Below are 20,689 nucleotides of genomic sequence, written 5' to 3'. Positions count from 1 at the left end.
CCGGGCCAGGTTCCTACCTACCCGATCGGGCAGGTACGTGGTGTGATGGATCGGGTCAGGACAGCGCATGCCCCAGATCGGCGGCGTGCGCCGTCAACTGTTCCCCGTCTCGCGCCACGACCACCTGGTCGCAGAATTGTTCGTACTCCTCCATCGAGCACGCGGCCTGCGCCCAGTAGCGACGAGCTTCGGGAGTGATCCAGGCGATGCGGTGCACCTTGGAGCGAATCTTCTCCAACGCATCGAGTCCGGGCGGCCGTCCGTTGCACCGACCGTCCCCCACGATGATCACCGCGGTGCGCTTGTTCAACACCTCCCCGTGCGAGTCCAGCAGGTCCGCGAAGGTCTTGCCGTAATCGCTGCTCGCTTCGAGGTCCAATCGCGCATCTGCGAGTACTGCAGCCAGAGCACCGTCGCCCGTGCTCCCGAGCAAGGTGGTCGTCACGTCCACCGGAGAATCGACGAAGCCCATCACAGTGCAGCGGTGCGCACGCGAGTGCATCGCCTGGGCAAGTCTGAGCGTGAATGCGGTGATCGGGCGAACGGACAACGAGACGTCCGCCAGCACCAACAATCGAACCTTGTCCGGAACCGGTGTCCTGGTGACCAACCGAAACGGAATGCCGTCCGTGCGCAGGCTCGACCGAACCGTGCGACGCATGTCCAGCGGGCCCCGAGAGTGTTCGCGAGGCCGCGGCCGAGGAGTCCCGCGCATGTGCCGCAACACTTCGTGACTTGCGCGCTCGATCTCGGCATGGCTGTCGATCCCCCGCCCTGCGCCGTCGACCGGCACCGGTGACGACATCGTCCCGGTCAACTCACCCAGAGCTGCGACGAAGGCTTCGACGGCATCGGTGATCCTGTCCAACATCGCCGCGCTCAGCGGCCCGGAATCTCCGCCATCGCCGTACACGCTACTGGGATCGTAGGCATCGAACCATGCCAGGATACTTGCCGGATCCTCCCAGTTCAGTTGCCCTGCAACCGCTCCGCTCGTGCTCGACACCAACTCCCCTGCAGCCGTCGAACCGGAACGCTCCAGATCGACGGTGTAGGTCACGCCCCGTCGACCCATGTCGCCATCGGTATCGATGGACAGATCGTGATCCTCCGACGACAGACTGATGTCGTCGTCGTCCTTGTGTGGGTTGAAGCCCTTGTCGGCCTCGGGGGCGTCGAGCAGATCTCCGATCTCGACGGCACGCTCGTTGTATTCGGCGTACTTCGCCGCCTCCTGGTCGGCTCCCACGTCGAGATCGGTCGGGAGGCCGCCCGCCACCTGCGCGCCGACCGGCGAAGTGTGTTCGTGGACAACAGCGTTCGAGCCGACTGCGAACAGCGAGTCGAACGCGAGATCGAATCCCTGCTGTTCGTGATCGTACTTCGCGCACGTGGCGCGTAACGCCGCGCGTAGAACCGTCAGGTCACCTGCCCCCAGGAGCCCGAGCACGCGTCGGACTTCGATGACCTCGGCCGGCGACGCCGCCACTCCGAACCGCCGCAGCGTCCGGCCGAACACTGCCGACAGCACGTCGAGTACCACCGACGGAGCGAACGGCTCGACCGCAGTCATCGTCGAATCCCGATGCCGCCCTTGTCCCGTCCACCATGACCCCGGAACGCCGTCGCGGTCGTGTTGACGATGGCTCCGAGAGATGGTGCTGCAGAGGCTGTCTCCGTCGCCGGGCCTGCCATCGCGATCTTCATGTCCGAGGAGTATTTGACCAGCGCGGCGAGCAGATACTTGCGGGTGTCCTCCGTGTGGCCGAGGACCGACGCGATACGAGCCGCGTCGATGACCTCCGAGATCGATGGGCTCTTGCGCAGCGGCAGCGCCCGCAGTTCGGTTGCCAGCGCCACGATGTCGGCTGCGATCCGATCGGGTACCTCCGGAGCGCGGGCGGTGACGATCTCCCGTTCCCGTTCGGCAGAGGGGTAGTCGAGATGAAAGTGCAGGCAGCGGCGTTTGAGGGCGGAGGACAGCTCGCGAGTGTCGTTGGAGGTCAGAATGACCCACGGATCACTTCGTGCGGTGAAGGTGCCCACCTCGGGAATGGTCACCTGCTTCTCGGCGAGCACCTCGAGCAGCAGCGCCTCCATGGATTCCTCGGTCCGGTCGACCTCGTCGACGAGAAGAACCACCGGCTCCTCGGACAGGATCGATTCCAGCAGCGGACGCACCGACAGGAACGGCTCGGAATACAGGCCGAAGTCTTTGGCGGCGAGCATCTTCGAGGCGTCGTCGATGTCGGTGACGTGCTGCGTCAGCGCACCGATGTGTTCACGCAGCATCTGCACGTGCAGAAGCTGTTTGGCGTAATCCCACTCGTACAGGGCCCGGTTGTCGTCGAGGCCCTCGTAGCACTGCAGGCGCACCAGCTTGCGGCCGCTCGCCGCAGCAAGCGATTTGGCGAGCTCTGTCTTTCCCACACCCGCCGGCCCTTCGAGCAGCAGCGGGCGATCGAGCGCTGTCGCCAGATGCACCACGGTGGCGAGGTCGTCGTCGGCGATGTAGTCCTGCTCGGCGAGCGCCCTCCGCAGATCGGCAGCGTCGGTGAATCGAACGGTGTCGGTGTCGTCGCTACGCACTGTCGACAGCGAGGTCATGTGTTTCCCTTCGAAGAGCGGCTGCGCCGCATGTGAGCGGAACTTCGTACCCTGCTACGAAGTTCCACTCACATGGGTGGCGGTTAGTACGACTCGTTGATCGCGTGCGAGACGACCGGAATCATCGACTCGACGGTGACCTCGCGGGGGTTACCCGGGGTGCACCAGTCTTCCTGGATGTGCTCGGAGATCTTGAGTACCGACTTCTCGTCACCCTTGATCACGTCGCCCTTACCGGCGTACTTGCCGGTGTTCATCCGGTTCTTGTCGTACGTCGCGGAACGGATCGACCCGAAGTTGTCGGGAATGCCGACGTCCTTCGCGAGCCGGATGGCGGCTTCGACTGCCGCGTCGGCCGCCTGGACGGTGGTCATGTTCTTCGTGTCGACGCCCATGGCCACGGCGATCTCCGCATAGCGCTCGTAGCGTGAGGGCAGGTTGTACTCCCACACGCGCGGCAGAGCGATGGCGTTGTTGAGGCCGTGAGCACTGTCGTAGAACGCACTGATCGCGTGGGAAATCGAGTGGATGACACCGAGTCCGCCGGAGTTGAACGCCTGCGTGGCGATGTACTGGGCGTTCATCATGCCCTCGCGAGCTTTCAGGTTGCCCGGGTCGTAGACGGCCTCGCGAAGGTGCTTGGACACCAGGCCGATCGAGTAGATCGCGTTGCCCAGCGACGGCGCGAAATCGAGACGCGACACGTACGGCTCGGCACCGTGTGCCAGAACGTCGAAGCCACAGAACGCGGTCCATTGCTGGGGGCAGGTGTAGTAGAGCAGCGGATCGTCCAGTGCCAGAGTCGGTGTCGACGCCTCGTCGAAGGCAAGCCACTTGTGCGGCTTCTCCATGTCCGAGGTGTCGGTGATGACGTACGCCCAGGACGTCTCCGAACCCGTTCCGGCGGTGGTCGATACGGCGATATGCGGTGGGTTCTGCTTGTTCGTGGACTTGGAGAATCCCTCGAACTCGTTGATGTTGCGGCCGTCGTGGGCAACGACGACGCGGATGCCCTTGGCCGCGTCGTGGCTGGAGCCGCCACCGACGGAGATGACGCTGTCGCACTTCTCCTTCTGGTAGAGCGCGGCACCGTCCATGACGTTGTAGTCCTTGGGGTTCGACTCGACCTTGTCGTAGAGAACCACCTCGACGCCCTGGTATTCGATCTTGCCGATCAGTTCCTCGATGATCCCGGATCCGCGCAGTCCGGTGGTGACGAGCAGGGCACGCTTGAATCCGAGTTCCTTCGCCTCGACGCCGATCATGTCGTGAGCGCCGACCCCCAGCTTGGCGCGGGGCAGCGGGTGAAACTCCTTGATGGGGAATTCCCAGATCTGATTGAGCTCGATTGCCATCGGTGTCTCCTCGGTGAGTGTGGTCAGGAAACGCCTGGGGTGTGTGATCGGCGTCTCACTGATGACCACCATGGCCGCACCGAGAGGAGATCGGAACACCTGCAGGGCAGAACCGTTCCAACACCGCTGCCGGACTATCCGATTGGGCAGTACATGGTGCCCGTCCTCGGGAGGGGAGATCGAGGAGTGATTGCTGCGCTATCGATTTCGTCGCTGCACAACCGAGAACCCCACGACCGAGATCAATGCAAGAGCAATGACGAACGCCCCGTACACCTCGACCGTGGTGCTCAATCCGAGCCGGTGCACGGCGAGTCCGGCGATCACCGCAGGCAGGCTGAAGGCGAGGTAGCTGATGACGAATGTCGTGGCGAACACGCCACCTCGCTCCGCAGCGGGGACCAACGAACCGAGTGTGCGCATCGCGCCGAGAAACGTTGCTCCCCAGCCCGATCCTGCGACGACCGCGCCGACGAAATACAGCGCGACCGAGCCGATTTCGACCGACACCAAGGTCAGCGCGACGCCGCTTGCGAGCACCGACGCGCCGATCATCATCACCGTGCGAGGAAGCCCGTTGCGCACGACGACAGCTGCTACCGAGCCCGAGGCGAACAGCGAGAAGATCTCCAGGCCGCCCACGATGTAGTTGTCGATACCGAAGACGGTGCCGATGATCGACGGGCCCAGCGAGAGGTGGAACCCGCCGAGCGACCAGGTCGCGAACAGGGCAGGGGCAATGACCACGAACGGTGCCCGCACCGACTTAGGCAGCGAGGCTCGCGGCAGCAGGGTCGACGCCAGGTGACGTCGGGAATCGAAGCCGCGCATCGCCGACGTCTCCGGCACGAACAGCAGGGCCACGGCCAGTACTGCCGCGGCGGCGATCAACAGGGCGAACACGAGAATTTCGGGTGCCGGTGCCAACTGCACCAGCAATCCGGCCCCGATCGCGCCTGCCGCCAGACCGAAGGAGGGGGCGACGCTGTTGAGCAGCGGGCCGGTCGACACGGTGGGCTGCAGATCGATGATGGCCGCACTCATGGCCCCCGTCGCCGCGCCTGCTGCGATTCCCTGCACGACGCGAGCAGCGATCAATACCGGAACACTGTCGGCCACGATGAACAACACCAGACTGACGATCAACAGCAGCAGTGACGCGACCAGAATCGGTTTGCGTCCGATGTGGTCCGACAGACTTCCTACCGTGAGCAGAGTCAGCAGCAGCGCCAGCGCATAGACGGCGAAGACGACCGTGAGGGTGATCGCACTGAAACCCCACGACTGCTGGTACACCGGGTACAGCGGCGACGGTGCAGCGGAGGACGCCATGAGGACGATGAAGGCGACGCCGACCACCCAGAAGGCGTACCGATGCGGAATCCGCGCCGCTGCTCTGCCCTGAACGTCCCGCGTGTCGACACCGACCATGTGCTCATTCCCTCCACCGCAACGACCGTTACCTCAGTGAAGGACAACGCACGAACGCACCGGGCATTCCCCGGCGGCGCGGAACTACCGGGCCCGCGCACCGTCGAGCAGTACCGCTGCCTCGCGGTAACGACGTGCACTCTCCGGTAGTACGCCTTCGATCCCGCTCAGCCACACCGAGACCAGTCCGGTGCCGGCCCGCACCGAACCGACCTCGTCCGCGCGTCGCACCGTCTGATTGGCCACTGCCGCCGCGCTGTCGAACATCGTCACACCGTTCGGTAAACGCGAGACGATGTCGTCCAGCACCAACGGGTAGTGGGTGCACCCCAACACGATGGACTCGACGTCGTCGGGTGTGGCCGCCACCGCAGCGTCGATGGCCGCACGTATTCCGGTCGAGTCTCCGCGATCGATCGAATCGGCCAGGCCGTGGCAGGCCACGCTGGTCACCGTCCGACGAGAGGCGAATTCGTCGATCAACCGGGCCTGGTACGCACTTGCCGTCGTGGCCGCCGTCGCCCAGATCGCGATCCGATCGCTGACCGCCGCTGCGGGTTTGATCGCCGGGACCGTCCCCACCACGGGGATCGCATCACCGAGCGCAGCCCGCACCTGGCTCAACGCCGTCACACTGGCCGTGTTGCACGGCAGCACCACGACGTCGGCACCGAGTTCGACGGCATGCCGAGCGGTACCGACCACCCGCTCGACCACCCACGCATCCGGCTTCGGACCCCACGGAGCGTTGTCGGGATCCATCATCAGCACCAGATCGAGCTCGGGACGCGACTCACGCAGGCGAGCAGCCGTCGGGAGCATTCCCAACCCCGAGTCGATCAGTGCGACGATCATGCCAGTGCTTGCTCGACGTCGCCCACCAGATCGGCACCGTCCTCGATACCGACGGACAGACGCACCAGGTCCTCCGGGACCTCGAGCAGCGAACCGGCAGTCGACGCGTGCGTCATCGCACCGGGGTGCTCGATGAGCGACTCGACGCCGCCCAAAGACTCTGCGAGAGTGAAGATCTCGGTCTTCGCGCAGAAATCGAGAGCGGCCTGCTTGCCGCCGGCCAGCCGCACGGAGACCATGCCGCCGAACCGTCGCATCTGCTTCGCGGCCACCGCGTGAGACGGGTGCGACTCGAGGCCGGGGTAGATGACCTGCGAGATGGCCGGGTGCCCGTCGAGGAATTCGACGATCTTCTCCGCGTTGTCGCTGTGCCGTTCCATCCGCAACGCGAGGGTCTTGATGCCGCGCAAGGTCAGGAATGCGTCGAACGGTCCGGGAACGCCCCCGGCACCGTTCTGCAGGAATGCGAACGCGGTATCGAGTTCTTCGCTGTCGGTCACCAGAGCGCCGCCGACGACGTCGGAGTGACCACCGATGTACTTGGTCGTCGAGTGCAGCACCACGTCGGCACCGAGGGACAACGGCTGCTGCAGGTAGGGAGACGCGAACGTGTTGTCGACGACCAGCTTGGCCCCGCCCTCGTGCGCGACGCCCGCGAGCGCCTCGATGTCACCGACGTTGAGCAACGGGTTGGTGGGCGTCTCGACCCACACCAGCTTGGTGTTCGGACGCATCGCGGCGCGGACCTCGTCGACGTTCGAGACCGCGGCCACGGAGTACTCGATGCCCCACTGGGTGAAGACCTTGTCGATCAATCGGTACGTGCCGCCGTAGGCGTCGTTGGGAATGACGAGGTGGTCACCGGGACGCAGCGCCGACCGCAGCATGCAGTCGGTAGCGGCCATGCCCGACGAGAAAGCGCGACCGTAGGTACCGGACTCGATGGCTGCGAGGTTGGCCTCGAGCGGCCGACGCGTCGGGTTGCCGGTGCGCGCGTACTCGAATCCGCTACGCATTCCGCCGACCCCGTCTTGCGCGAAGGTGGAGCTGGCGTAGATCGGCACGTTGACCGCGCCGGTCAGTGGATCGGGCTCGTAACCCGCGTGGACCGCCTTCGTGGAAAAGCCCTGCCAGGAGGTGTTGTCTGCCTTGCTGCGCTGCTCACTCATGGCCTCCACACTAATCGGCCTGCGTCGCCCGGCAGGGGCGTGGGTAACCTGCGAAGACAACCCCCAGCGGAAAGAGGCACCGTGGCCAACTCCCAGAGCGTCGACGAACTGTTCGCGATCGATTCCCTCCTCGACGACGAAGAACGTCAGATCCGGGACACCGTCCGCAAGTTCGGCAACGAACGCATCCGACCACACATCGCCGACTGGTTCGACGAGGGCACCGTTCCCGCGCGTGAACTTGCCAAGGAACTGGGCTCGCTCGGCCTGCTCGGCATGCACCTCGAGGGCTACGGCTGCGCCGGAACATCGGCGACGGCGTACGGCCTGGCCTGCCTCGAACTCGAAGCCATCGATTCCGGCATCCGCTCATTGGTCTCGGTGCAGGGCTCGCTGGCGATGTTCGCGATTTGGAAGTTCGGGTCCGAGGAACAGAAGCAGCAGTGGCTGCCGGGGATGGCAGAGGGTTCGCTCATCGGCTGCTTCGGTCTCACAGAGGCCGACTTCGGGTCCAACCCCGGCGGCATGCTCACCCGCGCCAAGCGCGACGGTGACGACTGGATTCTCAACGGCAGCAAGATGTGGATCACCAACGGCCCGGTCGCCGACGTCGCCGTCGTGTGGGCTCAAACCGACGACAAGGTCAGGGGTTTCGTCGTCCCCACGGACACCCCCGGATTCACCGCGAACACGGTGAAGAAGAAGCTATCTCTGCGCGCGTCGATCACGGGCGAGCTGGTGTTCGACGACGTCCGGCTTCCTGCCGACGCGATGCTGCCCGAGGCCCGCGGCCTGAGCGGCCCGTTGAGCTGCCTCAACGAAGCCCGTTTCGGCATCGTGTTCGGCGCGATGGGGGCAGCTCGGGACTGCATCGAATCGGCGATCGAGTACTCCAAGACCCGCGCGGTGTTCGACAAGCCGCTGGCCGGATACCAGCTCACCCAGGCCAAGCTCGCGAACATGGCGCTCGAACTCGGCAAGGGTCAACTGCTCGCGCTGCACCTGGGCCGGCTCAAGGACAAGGGCGAGCTACCGGGCGAGCGAGTGTCGCTCGGCAAGCTCAACAATGTGCGTGAGGCCATCAAGATCGCACGCGAATGCCGAACCATTCTGGCCGCCAACGGAATCACGTTGGAATACCCCGCACTTCGGCATGCCAACAACCTCGAATCCGTCCTCACCTACGAGGGCACATCCGAGGTCCATCAACTCGTGATCGGGCAGGCGCTGACGGGCTCCAGCGCTTTCCGATAAGGCGGCTGCGCCGCTTGTGAGCGGAACCTCGTAGCCTGCTACGAAGTTCCACTCACATGCCTAGGCACCCTTACTGAGGAATCCGAGCAGATCGTGGCGGGTGATGACGCCGACGGGCTTGCCCTCTTCGACGACCATCAGCGCATCGGACTCCCCGAGGGCCTTGGTGGCGTCGGAGACGGTTTCGCCGGCACCGATCAGCGGGAACGGCTCACTCATGTGCTTGGCGACCGGGTCGGCCAACGCTGCGCGACCCTCGAACACGGCGCTGAGCAGATCGCGCTCGGTGACGCTGCCGGCGACCTCGCCTGCCATGACGGGCGGCTCGGCTCCGACGACGGGCATCTGCGAGACGCCGTACTCGCGCAGGATCTCGATGGCGTCGCGCACGGTCTCGGACGGGTGGGTGTGCACCAGATCGGGCAGAGCGCCGGACTTGCCACGCAGCACTGCGCCGACCGAGGTCTCCTCGGTGGTGCCGTCCAAGCGCGAACGCAGGAATCCGTACGACGACATCCACGAGTCGTTGAAGATCTTCGCCAGGTAGCCGCGGCCACCGTCGGGCAGCAGGACGACGACCAACGCGTCGGGGCCTTCGCGCTCAGCAACCTGAATGGCCGCGACAGCAGCCATGCCGCACGAGCCGCCGACCAGCAGGCCTTCCTCGCGAGCGAGGCGACGAGTCATGTCGAACGAGTCGTTGTCGGACACGGCAATGATCTCGTCCGGGATGGACGGGTCGTAGGCGGTCGGCCAGAAGTCCTCACCGACACCCTCGACCAAGTACGGACGTCCCGTGCCACCGGAGTACACCGATCCCTCGGGGTCGACGCCGATGACCTTGACCTTGCCGCCGGAGACCTCCTTGAGGTACTTGCCGGTGCCGGAGATGGTGCCGCCGGTGCCGACGCCTGCGACGAAGTGCGTGATCTTGCCGTCGGTGTCGGCCCAGATCTCGGGCCCGGTGGTCTCGTAGTGGCTGGCCGGGCCGGCCGGGTTGGCGTACTGGTTCGGCTTCCACGCTCCCTCGATCTCGCGGACGAGTCGGTCGGAGACGCTGTAGTAGCTGTTGGGGTCCTCGGGCGCGACGGCCGTGGGGCAGACGACGACCTCGGCACCGTAGGCACGCAGCACGTTGCGCTTGTCCTCACCGACCTTGTCGGGGCACACGAACACACACTTGTAGCCACGCTGCTGAGCGACGAGCGCGAGGCCGACGCCGGTGTTACCGGAGGTGGGCTCGACGATGGTGCCGCCGGGCTTCAACTCGCCCGAGGCCTCGGCAGCGTCGATCATCTTGACGGCGATGCGGTCCTTCGACGAACCACCCGGGTTGAGGTACTCGATCTTGGCTGCGACCGTGCCGGCGCCGTCGCCGATGACGGAGGACAACTTCACCAACGGGGTGTTGCCGATGAGTTCGGTGATGTGCTGTGCGATGCGCATTGCTCCATCTTCCCAGATGCAGGTATCGGACTCTCGGCCACGGCTGTCGACACCCGCATACGATGGTGAGGGGGCACGACGAGAGGGATCGATCTGTGACGGCGAGCGGATGGCGTACCGCCGCGAAAGCGAGCGCCGCGACGGTACTTGCAGGCTCTGGAGCAGGGACTGCGTCCTGGGCCGCGTACCGACATCTGATGGGGCAGGCCGCTGCGGCCCGCGGCGTCATCGGACGCAACATTGCAAAGCCACCCGAGGCCGACGGGGTCTACACCGCCGGCTGCGCGGCACCCGAGCGGTGGCGCATGGGGAGTTCAGCAGATATTCATCTGATGATCTTCGGCGACTCCACCGCGGCAGGCGTGGGTTGCACTGTGGCCGACGAGGTCCCGGGTGTCCTGCTCGCCCGCGGATTGGCCGAGGAAACCGGTCAACGAATCCGCTTGAGCACCAAAGCAATTGCCGGTGCCACGTCCAAGGGACTCGAAGGTCAGGTCGACGCCATGTTCGTCGCGGGCCCGCCGCCCGACGCCGCGGTGATCTTCATCGGCGCGAACGACGTCACCAAGAAATTCTCCATTCCGGCATCAGCGGCCAGGCTGGGCGATGCAGTCGAACGATTGACGGCCAAGGGCTGCGTCGTCGCCGTGGGAACGTGCCCCGATCTCGGTGTCGTGACGGCCATTCCGCAACCGCTGCGTACCGTCGTCCGCAATTGGGGTCGGCGGCTGGCCCATGCCCAGACGGCCAGGACTCTCGGCGCCGGCGGGCATCCGGTAGCCCTGGCGGATCTGCTGGCACCGGAGTTTCTGGCCGCCCCCGACACGATGTTCTCGGCGGACCGCTTCCACCCGTCCGCTGCGGGTTACGAGCTGGCCGCGCAACAGATTCTGCCGGTGCTCGCCTCGGCCCTCGGCGTATGGCACGGCGGTCCACTGCCCGAACTGCCGACGGTGTCCGCCGCTGCCGAATCACGCAGAGCCATCCCCCGCGCCACCGCCGCAGTGGACCGCTTTCTCCGGCGTAGAACTGCCGAGCTCGACGCCCAGATCGACAGCGCGGCGGAGGATCTCCTACGTCGTGGCGATGGCCGTCAGGCAGGGTTGTAAGTTCGATCAGGAGACATCGCCTACTCGGCGGTAACAGAGCAGGTAAGCAGTATCGATATCGAAGGAGATCTCATGCCAGAGGCAGTCATCGTCGCCACCGCGCGCTCACCCATCGGCAGGGCAATGAAGGGGTCGCTCAAGGACATTCGTCCCGACGACCTCACCGCTCAGATGGTCGCCGCTGCGCTGGCCAAGGTGCCCTCGCTCGACCCGAAGGACATCGACGACCTGCTCCTGGGCTGCGGCCTGCCCGGCGGCATGCAGGGCAACAACCTCGCGCGCATCGTCGCGGTTCAGCTCGGCTACGACTCACTGCCCGGAACGACGATCACGCGCTACTGCTCGTCCTCGCTGCAGACCACCCGCATGGCGCTGCACGCGATCAAGGCAGGCGAGGGTGACGTGTTCATCTCCGCAGGCGTCGAGAGCGTGTCCAGCTTCATCCACGGCAGCTCGGATTCGCTTCCGGAAAGCCACAACCCGATCTTCGCCGACGCCGAGGCCCGTACCAAGAAGGCACAGGAAGAGGGCGCGGACAGCTGGACCGATCCCCGCGAGAACGGCGAGCTGCCCGACGCGTACATCGCGATGGGCCAGACGGCCGAGAACGTCGCCCTGCTCACCGGCATCAGCCGTGAGGACCAGGACCGCTGGGGCGTCCGCAGCCAAAACCGCGCCGAAGAGGCCATCAACGCCGGCTTCTTCGAGCGGGAGATCACCCCGGTGACCCTGCCCGACGGCACCGTCGTCACCACCGACGACGGCCCTCGCGCCGGCACCACGTACGAGAAGATCAGCCAGCTCAAGCCTGTCTTCCGTCCGAACGGCACCATCACGGCGGGTAACGCGTGCCCGCTCAACGACGGCGCAGCAGCGCTCGTCATCATGAGCGACACCAAGGCCAAGGAGCTGGGCCTGACCCCGTTGGCTCGCATCGTGTCCACCGGCGTCACCGGCACGTCTCCCGAGATCATGGGCCTGGGGCCGATCGAGGCCACCCGTAAGGCGCTGAAGATCGCGGGCATGTCCATCTCCGACATCGACCTGTTCGAGATCAACGAGGCATTCGCGGTGCAGGTCCTCGGTTCCGCCCGTGACCTCGGCATCGAAGAGGACAAGCTCAACGTCTCCGGCGGTGCCATCGCGGTCGGCCACCCGTTCGGCATGACCGGTGCCCGCATCACCACGACTCTGCTGAACAACCTGACGACTCACGACAAGACGTTCGGTGTCGAGACCATGTGTGTCGGCGGCGGCATGGGCATGGCCATGGTGCTCGAACGTCTCAGCTGATCCGAGACGCACAACGAAAAAGCCCCGCCCTCCGAATGGCGGATTCTAGGGGTCCTCGCAACACCTGATGGTCAGATGCCTGTCAGTAGATCACGTAAACGCTCGGCTGGAGTTTTCCAGCCGAGCGTTTTGCGTGGACGGGAGTTGAGGCGGTGGGCAACGTTCTCGAGGTCGGTGGCGCTGTACACGGACAGGTCCGTGCCTTTGGGGAAGTACTGGCGTAGCAAGCCGTTGGTGTTCTCGTTCGATCCGCGTTGCCATGGTGAGTGTGGATCGCAGAAGTACACCGGCACCCCGGTGGCGACGCTGAACTGCTTGTGCGCTGCCATCTCGCACCCTTGGTCCCACGTCAGTGAACCGCGCAAATGCGTTGGGAGAGAACCGATCAGAGGAACCAGAACGTCCCGGACCTCCTCTGCAGTGTGCCCGCCGGGGAGGTGACCGAGAAGCAGGTACCGGGTAGAACGCTCGACCAATGTCACGATCGCCGACTCCGATCGAGTACCGACGATCAGATCACCCTCCCAGTGCCCGGGCACGGAGCGGTCGGCGACCTCCGCCGGCCGCTCGGAGATCATCACCATCGCATCGACGAATCGTGAGGTGCGCTGCTCGGGTGAGCGGTGCTGTACGCGGCGAGTACGTCCGGTGCGCAATGCGGCAGCAACTTCTCGGCGTAGTCCGCCGCGCGACTGTACGTAGATGGCCTGGTAGATCGTTTCGGTGCTCACACGCATCGCCTTGTCATCGGGGAAGTCGACAACTAGAGCGTGGCAGATTTGCTCGGGCGACCACTGCAGGGCGAGTTTGCCGGCGACGTAGGACCGGAGCGAACCCTGTGCCGCCAGCTTCGCCGGTTTCGGCCGGGCACGCGAGATAGCCCACAGCCGATGTGCCCGGTGCGGGTGGTACTCGTCGGCGATGCCGTAGGTGTCGATCTCGCGTTTGACGGTCGAGGCCGCCCGGCCGAGGCGGCGTCCGATCTCACGCAGCGAACACCCGGCTCGACGCAGGTCGGCGATGTGTTCACGGTCGGTCACCGTCAGATACCGAGGGTGCAGTGTGGACTCGATGCGGGCCAGCGACGGCCTCTGAGCAGCGGTGACGAACGTTGTCATACCGGTTTTGTAGTCGATACGTCGACCATCCGGGTGCAGGCGCGCACCACCGATCTTGCGGATGCCCCCGTCCCAGTCCTGCGCGGTCCGGAGGTGGACCCCAACCTCCCGAGCAGCCTCGCGCCGCGAGATTCCCGACGAGCGGAGTTCCTCGTATCGTCCCCGACCCGAATGCTCGGCCCGGCCGCTCTTTCCGCGCCCTTGCACACCCGCCTGACGAACCCACCCGAAGGCAGTGTTCCGGTTCACCCCGACACAGCGTGCGGCCGCGCTGACATTCCCGTCCTCACGGTCCAACGCCTCGAAAAACCGCACCTTCAACCCAGCACATGCCACGATCCCCGCAACTCCCTCAAATCGAGGGTGTTGCGGGGATCGTTAGAACCCGCCAATCGGAGGGCGGGGCTTTTCGCGTGAGTACTAGTCGTTCTGGAATTGACTTCTACTTATTCGGCCCTGATCGTGCATGGTCGGATTACCTGCTAGACGGGCCTTTCGATTGCGTGCGAACCTGCACGAACGCTTACGAAGGACGCGCAGTTGTGTCATCGCCGTGTCATCGGTTGATCTCTTATAGCAGGGTTCTTACAGTCCCCCCCGGTGACCGGATTTCACATCTCCGCCTGGACTGCCCTGCGGATCGCATTCGCGAGGTGCGGACTCACCTCAATGTCGGCCGCGTCCCACATCTTTCGCGCCGCAGCCTTCATCTCGGCCCGAAGCTGATCGTCCGTCTGGCGGGGGTGCTTCGCGGTGGTCACCGCTCAACCTGGATGGTTGACCAACCCCCCGGTGACACGTAGAGGTCCGGAATGCCCGTGCGAGCGCCGATCTTGAGCAGGCCACCGTCAGTGACCTCCCACCAGTTCTTTTCGTCATAGTCGGTGATCGTTCCGTCGGTGTAGGTCACTGTGAGGGCCATACCCCGAGCATCCCACGCCGTCCACAGTTCCGACGTATGCGGGCTGACGCCGACTAGCGGCTTCAGCATCGTGGCTGGCTGGGGACATTCCGCCCTTAACGTGCCCGGCATGTCGCCGGTCCCTGGTATCAACAACCCCACGGCAAACCCCACCACAAGGAGACACCCTGATGCCCAGCCCGACTTATTTCGACTTCGACACCACCAACCTTGAGGACTACGACCCCGAACGGGTCGCCACCGCCCTCCGAGAGCACCCTGCCATCTACCTCAACCACCTAGAGCTGGCACAACACCTCACCAACTGGGCGGACAGGCTTGACGTGGACATCCCGAAGAAGGATGAAGATGGCATCGCATACACGGATGCGCTTCGGGAGGTTGCCGCACACCTCCGACAGGCCGACTACATCCCAGGCGGAGATCAACTCGAAGGCGGAGTGTAAGAGTCGACGGCGGGGGTTCTGGGTGTGTCATTCGACTAGATGATCTTGCGACAACCGGCCGGTGAGGCGTGGTAGTCACCTTCTATGACGACACCACCATCGGACAGCCACGCCCCAGAACCCTCCGCCGCCCCGAAGCGCGGAAGACTGCACCCAATCGTTTACATGCTCATCGGCTCGCTGGCCACGATCATTGTTGGCGGCATCATCACAGGTGGTGTCCTACTCCTGAACCGCGATAGCGAACCGGAAACATTCACAGTGGCGGGTTCGATGTCCCTGACCAAGGGAAGCGGGTGGGATTCCATCAGCACGGGTTGCGTCGGCGACGGCGGATACGACGACATTCGCAGTGGCGCTGCCATCAAGATTTCGGATGAATCCGGCACGGTCCTTGCGACCGGCCGACTGGAAGGCGGACAGATCGACTCGGGGATGTGTACGTTCCCGTTCATGGTCGACGGTGTTCCGGCGGGTGAAGCGTTCTACGAGATCGAGGTGTCGCACCGGGGTGGTCTGACGTACGACGAGGCGGAGATGCGGGAGCCGCTCGTATTTACCCTTGGCTGAGTCCGCGAGTGATCGCTGTGAATGAGATCGAGCACCTAATGCATGCACGCCGCGATGTAGAGGAACTACGCCGTCGTTGGACCGCGGCGTCAGCGGAACTACAGGAGGTGACGACGTTGCTCGCAGCCGCCATTGAACGGGTAGCGAATCTCATTGCGGAGACAGAGACCGGTGACGTCCAGCGCGAACGCCGCGGAGAACTGAACCGGACGGCTCGCGCGGTGCGAGTACCAACTTCGCCGTGGCTCAGTCCACTGGAAGCAGCGGAACGGTCTCGATGCCACAGGAACGTCATCTACGACGCCCTATGGCTCCACCAAGAGAAACCAGGCTCGGGACTCAAGGGCCGGCAACGGACGGCCCCGCATGGTTCCTGGCTGATCCACATCGATGACCTCGACGCCTGGACAGCCGGCGAACCGCCACCCAAGCGACATCCCCGACCCAAGTAGCTCAAATCGGCCGGACCTCGCGGGCGTCACGTATTCAGCAACGCCCTTTCTGTTCTGAGCTGCAGCCGTCGAAGTTCCGGGTAGATCGCGTTCGGATTCGTGGTGTTCAGGTTCTCGACGTGGATGCCAGCACGCGCTCCCTTACCCTCTGCTGCCACCGGTGCTGCGACTTCGAGCTGTGCACCGGAGTTCATCGCCGCCAGCAATGCGGGGTGCTGCCCTGCCGTCGCGGCCGCGGACTTGACGATGAACTCTTCGTGTTCAAGCATCGCTGGAATCCTGTCGCGGCCACGTTCACCGAACGCCCAGCCTCCATTGTGGAATCCCTTGACGGGCAGCGCCTTCGATGGGTTACGGAACTTGTCGACAGCCAACGCGAGACCGGCGACGATGTTCGACAGCGGGTTGGTCATATCGGCCGGCAGATCCGGTGACCGGTAGGTGTTGAACTGGTCGGCGCTCAGGCCCATCAGCCCGCCGCCTGTTGGGTCGCCACCGGACTGCACGCCGATCTGAGCGATGACCGACTTGAGTGAGATGCCGGTCGACGTGCGCTGCAGTGCCTCCGCTGCCGTCGATGCCCACTGCTTCTCGCCATCGGCCGGCGAGTAACGGATCGGGGAATCCGACAGCACCGCGTCCTTCGATGGCCTGCTGGACACCTTCGGAGTCGGGGCGGGACGGTCGACCTTCGTGACGCCACGGATGACGGGCTCGGGCTTGGGCTCGTCGGATTTGCGGGCCGCGCCGGAACTCGATCGGCCTGCTCGACGATCACGCGCCTCCTGCTTGCGCGCTTCTCGACGCTCCCGGCCCGACATCGGCTTTTCCGCTGCCGCAGGCTCACTCGCGACAGGCTCACCTCCACCGGCCATGACAGCGAGGTATGCCTGCTCCGCGAATCCTGCCGCGCCAACACTGCCGCCGACTTTGCCGCCTCCGTAACTGCCGCCCATCTCCACGTTCGTGCCATCGGGGAGAGTGCCGGCAGTGTGACCGCCACCGGGGCCGCCGTTCATCCAGCCGAACCGCAGTGTCCCTTCGCCGCCCGCGCCGAGGATGAATCCCAATCCCTGCAGCGCTTGCGCTTGGTTCGCCGTCGCGAACCGAGAATCGAACGGGGGCAACCCTGCTGCGAAGTTGGCTATCGCCGACATGGCACCGGAGCAGTCGCCCCAGTTGACGCCACCCCAGACGTAGGGCGCGCCTTCGAGCCCGTTCGCGAACTGGCGAATCTCCTCGGGTGTCTTCTTCGCTGTACCCACCGCGCCGCCGTCGGCGAACGCCCCGACCTGTCCCGACGCGAGAGCGGCACGGAAGCGGTACACGCCATCCTGTCCACCGAGGCGGCGGACATCGTTGACGTCGAGCATGTGCTCGCCCTCCATGCCCAGGAGGGGGATGGAGTCGACGCCCGGGATGCCGCCGTACAGCGGGCCACCGTTTGCGCGGAACACGGGGGCGACCGGGCCCTGCACGCCGCCCGCGTTGAAGTCGCGCTGCGCCTGAGCTGTTCGCTCGGTGTCGACCGTGACGATCATCGTGCGCGGAGTGTTGATCAGCTCATCGAGGATAATCTGTGCCGCCGCGTCGTCCGCCGAAATCGTGACGTTGCCACCGGACGTATCGATCTTGAGACCGAGCGCCTCGAGACGATCGATAGCGGGCTGATCGAGAGCGTCGACGGTGATGCTCTTGTCGTCAGGGATGAGATCGACTTTGTCCTTCAGGATGTCCATCGCGAGTTGCGTCTCGACGTCCCCTGGCGCTTCGATCAAAGTGCTTACGACAGAGGGGATTCCGATGTACTTATCTGCGAGCTTCTGGGCCTCGGCCCCAACGATTCCGAGTGTCGCAATCTGGTCGATGAATTTCTGACGGGAGTCCTCGACCACGGCAGCGGCCGCGGCCTGCGCGCCGCCAAGATCACCGTTCGCCACCGCGGCGTCACGGGCCGCCCGGGCAGCGTCGATAGTCGCGTCACGCTGAGCGATCGTGACATCGAGGAGCTTACGTCCGGCTTCCGTAGCGACATCGATAGTGTTGGTGTCGACGTTCACGCCGGGGAGCTGCTCGCCATCTTTCCGTTTGAGCGCTTCGGCCGTCGCCGCAAACGAGTCCTGCAACGTGGAGTTGGCCTGCTCGAGGTCGAGCGGATTCCCGTTCAGCGCATCGATCGCAGCTTTCAGAGCAGACGTGCGATCCTCTGCTGTCGATGCCGAGTCCGCGATCTTGTCCATCGCCTCGGTGAAGGCATTCGCAGACTTCACGCCCTTGTCCTGAGCGGCGGCGGCGTCCTCGACGATCCCCTGTCCGTCCGCGAGTTGCTTGTTCGTCGTCGAGACCGACTCGCCAAGGTCGACCGCACCGATACCGGCGTCGTCGAGACTCTTCTTCAGCTGGGTCAGTGATGCGGCCTTCTCGGACTCGCTCGCTCCCGCAGCTGAGATTCGCGTGTTGTACGAGTCGATCTTGCCTTCGATTTCGGAGTACTTGTCACTGTTTCCGCTGAGGGCGACAGTCAAGTCGTTCAGCGAAATACCGGCTCGCTCATACGTTTCAGCGTTCGACTGGTAGACGCTCGAGGCTTGTGTCGACTTCCGAATATTCTCCTCGATGACGCCGTTGACGCGGCCTAGTGCATCGGCGTCGTTCAGGTGCGAGTTGACCAGATCGGCCTCGGCGATGCCGTAGTTACGCGCCGAATCGATCAGACCATTCTCGGCAAGGATCTTCGCCTGCGACGCAATGGTATTCGCGGTGACAGCACCGGTCTGCGCGTCCAGAGTGCCGCTGAGCGCTTCAACGGCAGCCTTGTTCGCCTCGGCCGCGGCCTTCGCCTCCTGGTTCTTCTTCACCCAAAAGAACAGCGCCGCACCGGCAGCCAGGACCGCGATACCGAACGGGCCACCGAGAGCCGACGCAATACCGCCACCCGCAATCTGCAGCGCCTTACCGGACGCTGCAGCAGCGCCAGCAGTAGTGGCGAACCGCGACGCGCCCGTAGAAGCATTCGAGAACGCAGTACCGATCGCACCGACACGACCCGCACCAGTACCAAGGACCTGCATCGATGCGGTCAATCGAGAGACGCTGGTGCCGGTACGAGACGCTTCAGTCCTTGCCAACGCTACGGCCGAACTGAACGTTCGGGTCGACGCCGCGGCAGACGACGTGGCCGTGCCGACCCTCGACAAGATCGGCGGAATGACCTTCCACGCAGCGAAAGCAGCGACGACAGCGATCACCATGTCGGTATTGCCGGCCAATGCGCCGAAGACATCCCCTGCAACGTCAGCCGTCACGGTCAGGGCTGGGATGAATCGACTGACGATCTCCTCACCGAGGTTCCCAAGATCGTTCTGCGCCTTGGCGATTCGTCCGGAGAGAGTGTCACCGAAAGCCTCTGCGCTACCGGCGAACTGAGAGTTCACCTCAGCGAGGATGATCTTCTGGGCACCGAGGAGGTCGTTTTGCGCGACCATCTGCTCGATCTGAGTCTTCTGCTCGGCCGAGAAGGTGATGCCGACCTTCGACAGGGCAGAGACGCCCTTGATTGGATCGTTCAGCGCCTTACCGAGCTGTAGCGCCGCGCCTTTGGCGTCGGTGCCCATCGCGACGGACATGTCCGTCATCGCCATGATGGTCTGATCGAAGACGTCGTTGCCTTCGCCGGCCTCGTTGCGAATGTTTTTGAACGTCAGGAGGAAGTTGGCACCAGCGACGGTGCCTTCCATCTCGACCGACGTCATTGCTTCGATGCTCTCCGCGAGTTCACCGACGTGCTCGGCCGATACCTGCGCTGCGCCACCGGTCGACTTGATGACCGAGGCAGTCTGAGCGGCAAGGGTTTCGACACCCTGCACGTCGGCCAACGCCTGCGTCAGGAACGTCAGAGCAGCGGCACCGGCAGCAAACCCGGCGATCTCACCGGTGAAGCTGTCGTTCGCACCCTGCGCGTCCTGCCCCAGCGCCTCGGCCTCGCGCGCATTCGCAGCCTCGGACGCATTGACGGCGGCAGCCGAGATGGCACCACCGACGGCGCTGATGCCGCTCGACGCCTCGGAGGAGAACCCGCTGGCGAACTTCTTGCCCTGTTCGCGGCCGGTGGACTCCATCTCAGGTCCGACGTTGCGGTTCAGCTCACCCGCGATACCGGGGACTGCTGCGATGAGGGCGGCGGCTTCGGTCGAGAACGAACGCCCGAAAGATTCCCCCTGCGCCTTGCCGGTCTTCGCCAGCGCACCGGACAGCCGACCCAGATCGCCCGTGACCTTCTTGGACGCCGCGCTGGTGTCGATACCCCCAGCGAAAGCAGTACCGAAGCGAGCGCCTTGCTCGCGCCCAATGCTGCCCACACCGGAGAGGCTGCGGGTCAGCGCGGAGCCGACGCCCTGCTGCGACGTCGCTCCGAACGCGTTGCCGAAGTTCTGACCCTGGTCTCGTCCCGAGCGGGTGACAGCAGTACCCACCCGACCCAAGGCACCAGTGAAACCGGTACCGAACTTCTGGCCCTGCTCGGTGCCGGACTTCGCCAGGCCGGGCCCGACCTGCTTGTTGAACTCCCCCACAAATTTTGACGCCTCGGGAAGGAGGCTTATGTACGCAACTGCAAGCTCGACGGCCATAGTCGTTGCCTCTCAACAGCTTTCGACTCGTTGC

16 protein-coding genes are annotated in these 20,689 nt (G+C 64.7%); 5 read left to right on the top strand and 11 right to left on the bottom strand.

What is annotated here, in order from left to right:
- Positions 1 to 55: 55 nt before the first annotated feature.
- From K414_RS0112645 to K414_RS0112620, 6 genes are all read right to left on the bottom strand, one after another.
- Positions 56 to 1,573, bottom strand: a complete 1,518-nt coding sequence (locus K414_RS0112645) for a VWA domain-containing protein (protein WP_027496263.1) — start codon at positions 1,571 to 1,573, stop codon at positions 56 to 58.
- Positions 1,570 to 2,607 (bottom strand): MoxR family ATPase, encoded by a 1,038-nt coding sequence (locus K414_RS0112640; RefSeq protein WP_027496262.1) that lies wholly within the window; start codon positions 2,605 to 2,607, stop codon positions 1,570 to 1,572. The genes K414_RS0112645 and K414_RS0112640 overlap by 4 nt, the downstream gene beginning before the upstream one ends.
- Before the next feature lie 83 nt (positions 2,608 to 2,690).
- Positions 2,691 to 3,962 carry an NDMA-dependent methanol dehydrogenase gene (gene mdo, locus K414_RS0112635; protein WP_027496261.1) on the bottom strand — a complete coding sequence of 424 codons (1,272 nt, stop codon included), beginning with the start codon at positions 3,960 to 3,962 and terminating at the stop codon, positions 2,691 to 2,693.
- Between the two features lie 198 nt (positions 3,963 to 4,160).
- Positions 4,161 to 5,393: an MFS transporter gene (locus tag K414_RS0112630; RefSeq protein WP_027496260.1), complete on the bottom strand. Its 1,233-nt coding sequence runs from the start codon at positions 5,391 to 5,393 to the stop codon at positions 4,161 to 4,163.
- Positions 5,394 to 5,477: 84 nt separating this feature from the next.
- Positions 5,478 to 6,248 carry an aspartate/glutamate racemase family protein gene (locus K414_RS0112625; RefSeq protein ID WP_027496259.1) on the bottom strand — a complete coding sequence of 257 codons (771 nt, stop codon included), beginning with the start codon at positions 6,246 to 6,248 and terminating at the stop codon, positions 5,478 to 5,480.
- Positions 6,245 to 7,417 (bottom strand): cystathionine gamma-synthase, encoded by a 1,173-nt coding sequence (locus K414_RS0112620; protein ID WP_027496258.1) that lies wholly within the window; start codon positions 7,415 to 7,417, stop codon positions 6,245 to 6,247. The genes K414_RS0112625 and K414_RS0112620 overlap by 4 nt, the downstream gene beginning before the upstream one ends.
- A gap of 81 nt (positions 7,418 to 7,498) precedes the next feature.
- On the opposite strand from K414_RS0112620, the gene K414_RS0112615 reads away from it, so the two are divergent.
- Complete coding sequence (locus tag K414_RS0112615) at positions 7,499 to 8,671, top strand: acyl-CoA dehydrogenase family protein (protein WP_027496257.1); 1,173 nt, start codon at positions 7,499 to 7,501, stop codon at positions 8,669 to 8,671.
- A 60-nt stretch (positions 8,672 to 8,731) separates the two neighbouring features.
- Here K414_RS0112615 and K414_RS0112610 read toward each other — a convergent pair whose 3' ends face one another.
- Entirely contained in the window at positions 8,732 to 10,117 is a 1,386-nt protein-coding gene (locus K414_RS0112610; RefSeq protein ID WP_027496256.1) for a cystathionine beta-synthase, read from the bottom strand.
- Between the two features lie 95 nt (positions 10,118 to 10,212).
- Between K414_RS0112610 and K414_RS0112605 the strand changes: the two genes are divergently transcribed.
- The gene (locus tag K414_RS0112605; protein ID WP_027496255.1) at positions 10,213 to 11,226 is read left to right on the top strand and encodes an SGNH/GDSL hydrolase family protein; all 1,014 of its coding nucleotides are present in this window, start codon (positions 10,213 to 10,215) and stop codon (positions 11,224 to 11,226) included.
- 72 nt (positions 11,227 to 11,298) lie between these two features.
- The gene (locus K414_RS0112600) at positions 11,299 to 12,519 is read left to right on the top strand and encodes an acetyl-CoA C-acetyltransferase (protein WP_027496254.1); all 1,221 of its coding nucleotides are present in this window, start codon (positions 11,299 to 11,301) and stop codon (positions 12,517 to 12,519) included.
- A gap of 71 nt (positions 12,520 to 12,590) precedes the next feature.
- Here K414_RS0112600 and K414_RS0112595 read toward each other — a convergent pair whose 3' ends face one another.
- From K414_RS0112595 to K414_RS29135, 3 genes are all read right to left on the bottom strand, one after another.
- On the bottom strand, positions 12,591 to 13,769 hold the full coding sequence (locus K414_RS0112595; RefSeq protein WP_152530502.1) for an IS30 family transposase: 1,179 nt from the start codon (positions 13,767 to 13,769) through the stop codon (positions 12,591 to 12,593).
- A gap of 479 nt (positions 13,770 to 14,248) precedes the next feature.
- A complete protein-coding gene (locus K414_RS29140) occupies positions 14,249 to 14,398 on the bottom strand; it encodes a hypothetical protein (protein WP_161631802.1) in 150 nt (49 codons plus the stop codon).
- Positions 14,395 to 14,559, bottom strand: coding sequence for a hypothetical protein (locus K414_RS29135; RefSeq protein ID WP_161631801.1), 165 nt, complete (start codon positions 14,557 to 14,559; stop codon positions 14,395 to 14,397). The genes K414_RS29140 and K414_RS29135 overlap by 4 nt, the downstream gene beginning before the upstream one ends.
- Before the next feature lie 170 nt (positions 14,560 to 14,729).
- Between K414_RS29135 and K414_RS0112580 the strand changes: the two genes are divergently transcribed.
- A complete protein-coding gene (locus K414_RS0112580) occupies positions 14,730 to 15,005 on the top strand; it encodes a hypothetical protein (protein WP_037219204.1) in 276 nt (91 codons plus the stop codon).
- A 165-nt stretch (positions 15,006 to 15,170) separates the two neighbouring features.
- Positions 15,171 to 15,575 (top strand): hypothetical protein, encoded by a 405-nt coding sequence (locus tag K414_RS0112575; RefSeq protein ID WP_051365092.1) that lies wholly within the window; start codon positions 15,171 to 15,173, stop codon positions 15,573 to 15,575.
- 478 nt (positions 15,576 to 16,053) lie between these two features.
- Here K414_RS0112575 and K414_RS0112570 read toward each other — a convergent pair whose 3' ends face one another.
- Positions 16,054 to 20,655: a hypothetical protein gene (locus K414_RS0112570; RefSeq protein WP_152530414.1), complete on the bottom strand. Its 4,602-nt coding sequence runs from the start codon at positions 20,653 to 20,655 to the stop codon at positions 16,054 to 16,056.
- Positions 20,656 to 20,689 lie beyond the last annotated feature (34 nt).

The organism is Rhodococcus sp. JG-3 (assembly GCF_000482405.1).
Lineage (GTDB): Bacteria > Actinomycetota > Actinomycetes > Mycobacteriales > Mycobacteriaceae > Rhodococcoides > Rhodococcoides fascians.
The sequence above is the reverse complement of the archived record's forward strand: the minus strand, read 5'-3'. Positions and strand labels throughout refer to the sequence as shown.